Source organism: Leucobacter faecis (assembly GCF_054456695.2).
On record NZ_JBTJER020000024.1, the window covers coordinates 1 to 3,385 of the forward strand.

Genomic DNA, 3,385 nt, shown 5'->3' on the forward strand with positions numbered 1-3,385 from the left:
GCATTATGACGACCGGTGGATTATGCCGACTCGGGGCGCATTGGCCTTGTAAACACCAGCTTCCCGCGTCTCGACGGTCGGCATAATCCGGTTCTGTAAGTCATGCTTCTTACTCATCTCGAGTGAAGGAGAAGCAATGGTGAATCGGGTTTCTGTTGTGAGGGTTCGTGGCCCGCTTGAGGGCGTGGCGGACCAGTTTCGGGCAGTGTTGGTGAGAACCGGCTACACGCCGTTGAATGCGACCGATCATTTACGGCTGATGGCGCATGTGAGTAGGTGGATGTCATCTGAGTCGATTGTGGCTTCTGACCTGACCGATGAGGTATTGGACCAGTTTCTGGTAGCACGCCGATCTGCTGGGTACGCAAGCCTATTGACGCGTCGGGGGCTCATTCCGCTAGTTGAGTTTCTGCGCGCTGAAGGAGTGATGCGTCTCGCGGTAACGCCGGAACCGACTGCTTTGGATGTGCTCTTAGACCAGTTTGCGGTGTTCCTGGAGCAAGAACGAGGACTGGTCGCGACGACGATCGCGCAGCGGATACGAACCGCCCGCAGCTTTCTCGCTTCCTGCGAAGCGCCGGAATTGATTGATGCGGCTTGTGTGTCTTCTTATGTGAGCGCGCAATGTCGTTCGATGCGAGTGTCGTCTGCGAATTTGATGCTTACCGACGTCAGATCGTTGCTGAGGTTTTTGCATGTTACTGGCCGGCTGGGGGCGGATCTTTCGCCGGTGGTGCTCGGGGCTGCTGGGTGGCGGCATTCGGGGCTTCCGAAAGGCCTGTCCGACGCAGATGTGTCGGCGTTGTTGGCGGCATGCCAGTCGACGCGGTCCTCAGCGCGACGCGATCGAGCTGTCATGCTGTTGCTGATTCGGCTGGGTCTACGGCGCGTGGAAGTGTCTCGCCTGACGCTGGATGATATTGACTGGCGCGCGGGCGAGCTTGTGATCACGGGGAAAGCGAATCGGATGGAGCGACTCCCGCTGCCTGTTGATGCAGGCCAAGCGATCGCTGAGTATTTAGAGAAGGGGCGTCCCCGCGACGTGGCCACGCGGTCAGTGTTTCTCACAGTGGTGGCACCGCATAGGCCGTTGAGTGCCGCGGGGGTGGGCGGTGTTGTCGCGGTGGCTGCTAGGCGTGCGGGATTACCGCCGGTTGGTTCGCACCGGTTACGGCATACCGTTGCGACTACGCTGCTGAATTCCGGGGCAGATTTGCTCGAGATCGGCCAAGTGCTGCGACACCGAAACCTCTCGACAACGGTCATTTACGCGAAAGTTGATCTTCGCCAGCTTCAGCCGTTGGCTCAGTCCTGGCCGGTTGTCGGTCATGACGTGCTCGGTCAACTTCGATTGCTGGCTCCAGCTTGGCCGGGAGGACAGCCGTGAGCGCGTTAGCTGATGGCGTGGCTGAGTACCTCGCAACGCGGCGTGCTCTCGGATTCAAACTCGAACACACCGAACGATTTCTCCGACAGTTTGTCGCCCATCTTGACCAGGCGGGTTTCGTGACCATCTCTGTCGATGTGACAGTGGCCTGGGCCTGCACACCAGCTGATGCAGATCCCTACTGGTGGGCGTCCAGATTGGCGGCAGTGCGCGGGTTTGCGCGCTGGTGGTCCGTGTTCGATCCAGCTACCGAGATCCCCGGTCCTGAAATACTTCCGTTGTCACAGCTGAGCCGACGCGCAGATCCTTACCCCTACAGTGATGACGATATTGCTGCGCTCATGGCCGCAGCGCGGAACATACCGTCCCCTCTCCGGGCAGCCACCTATGAAACGCTCGTCGGGCTCTTGGCGGTAACGGGGATGCGTGTTGGTGAGGTGATCAACCTGGACCGGTCTGATCTTGATACCGCGCAACAGACGCTGACGATTCGGGGCACTAAATTCGGTAAGACCAGGCTCATCCCGGTCTCTTCCAGCACCCTTGAAGCGCTCACCGCCTATGGCGAGGAACGTGCGCTACATGCGCCTCACCTACACACACCCGCATTGTTCGTCACGGCCCAAGGCAAGCGGCTTTTCTACCAGAACGTCCACCATGCTTGGCTTGGTTTGTGTCAGCGAGCTGGCCTGGAAGCCATTTCGGCACGTTGCCGACCCCGCCCGCATGACCTGCGACACCGCTTCGCGATCAACACACTCATCGGTTGGCATCGTGATGGCGAGAACGTGCATGCCCGACTGCCCGCTTTATCGACCTACCTCGGTCACCTCAACCCCCGCGACACGTACTGGTATCTGCGGGCAGCTCCGGAACTCATGGCGTTGACCGCGGACTTGCTTGAGAAAGGAGAGCAACAATGACTGCGCTGGCGCCGACTCTGCAAAAGTTCTTTACCGACAGGCTGGCCCGTCAACGTGACGTGAGTTCGCATACCATCGCGGCGTACCGCGACACGTTCCGGCTCCTCCTCGAACACGTCCACACGCACACCCGAGTCTCACCAGCGCAACTTGATCTGACTGACCTTGATGCTGACGCCATTGTGGGTTTTCTCACTCACCTTGAGCAAGACAGGGGCAATAGTGTTCGTACCCGCAACGCGCGGCTTGCCGCGATTCATTCGTTCTACGCATTCGCGTCGTTCGAGCATCCCGAACACGCCGCCCTCATCCAACGAGTCTTGGCGATCCCCGCGAAACGCTACGACAGAGCCCTCATTAGTTGGCTCACTGACACGGAACTCACGGCCCTGATCGGGGCGCCCGACACGAGCACTTGGCTCGGACGTCGAGACCATGCCCTTCTCACCACCGCCGCGCAAACCGGTCTGCGTGTCAGTGAACTCACTGCTCTCACCATTGATGACGTGAAGCTTGACGTTGGAGCTCATGTCGTGTGCCTCGGCAAAGGCCGAAAGCACCGGGCTACTCCGCTCACCGCCAGTACCGTGAAAGTCCTACGGGTCTGGTTCAAAGCACACGACGGGGCTCGCGTCGACCCAGTGTTCCCCACTCGGCAATATCGACGTTTGAGTACTGATGCTGTTGCGAAACTTTTACGCAAGCATGTGGACGCAGCGGTTACCGGGTGTCCCTCGCTGGCAACAAAAACAGTCACCCCGCACACCTTGCGGCACACTGCTGCGATGAGGTTGCTACACGCTGGGGCTGACATCGCCACCATCGCTCTTTGGCTCGGGCACGAAAGCATAGAAACGACCAGTATCTATCTCCACGCCGATATGACGATCAAGCAACGTGCGATCGATCGAACCACTCCGATTGGAGGGAGGGCTGGCCGCTATCAAGCCCCAGATAAGCTCATCGGGTTTCTCGAGAGCCTCTGAATTATGCCGACCCAGGGATCGTGGAGCCCAGTGTTTACGGGCTCATTGTGTCCCTGGTCGGCATAATCCGCCGGTCGTCATAATGCGCC

3 protein-coding genes are annotated in these 3,385 nt (G+C 59.2%); all 3 read left to right on the forward strand.

Annotation, left to right across the window (positions count from 1 at the left end; translation table 11 throughout):
* Window positions 1-136 precede the first annotated feature (136 nt).
* The 3 genes from ACXR2W_RS14080 to ACXR2W_RS14090 are packed head-to-tail and all read left to right on the forward strand — an operon-like array spanning window position 137 to window position 3,296.
* Window positions 137-1,387: a tyrosine-type recombinase/integrase gene (locus ACXR2W_RS14080; protein ID WP_458817122.1), complete on the forward strand. Its 1,251-nt coding sequence runs from the start codon at window positions 137-139 to the stop codon at window positions 1,385-1,387.
* Complete coding sequence (locus tag ACXR2W_RS14085) at window positions 1,384-2,310, forward strand: tyrosine-type recombinase/integrase (RefSeq protein ID WP_458817126.1); 927 nt, start codon at window positions 1,384-1,386, stop codon at window positions 2,308-2,310. Before ACXR2W_RS14080 ends, ACXR2W_RS14085 begins: the two co-directional genes overlap by 4 nt.
* Window positions 2,307-3,296, forward strand: coding sequence for a tyrosine-type recombinase/integrase (locus ACXR2W_RS14090; protein WP_458817128.1), 990 nt, complete (start codon window positions 2,307-2,309; stop codon window positions 3,294-3,296). Before ACXR2W_RS14085 ends, ACXR2W_RS14090 begins: the two co-directional genes overlap by 4 nt.
* Window positions 3,297-3,385 lie beyond the last annotated feature (89 nt).